The 234-nt window shown below is 59.4% G+C and carries 1 protein-coding gene; it reads left to right on the top strand.

The annotated features are described in order from the left end of the window. Positions 1 to 38: 38 nt before the first annotated feature. On the top strand, positions 39 to 234 hold a 196-nt coding region (tsaE, locus tag SB765_RS33900; protein ID WP_410933071.1), incomplete at its 3' end, for a tRNA (adenosine(37)-N6)-threonylcarbamoyltransferase complex ATPase subunit type 1 TsaE.

Genomic DNA, 234 nt, shown 5'->3' with positions numbered 1-234 from the left:
ATTCCTGCCATTCGTCAATTGCTGGAGGAGCAATCGCCGTGTCTGAAGTAACCCTGTTTCTGGCAGATGAAGACGCAATGGTCGCATTCGGCCATCGCATCGCCCAAGTGACGGCGGGCACCGGGCTGATTTTTCTTGAGGGTGACCTGGGGGCGGGCAAAACCACGCTCTCGCGCGGCATCATTCGTGGCTTGGGCCACACGGGCGCGGTTAAAAGCCCAACGTTCACGCTGG

The sequence above is a fragment of the Pseudomonas sp. SIMBA_067 genome, assembly GCF_046534675.1.
Taxonomy (GTDB): domain Bacteria; phylum Pseudomonadota; class Gammaproteobacteria; order Pseudomonadales; family Pseudomonadaceae; genus Aquipseudomonas; species Aquipseudomonas putida.
Note: the sequence above shows the minus strand (reverse complement) of the source record. Positions and strands in the feature narration are given on the sequence as shown.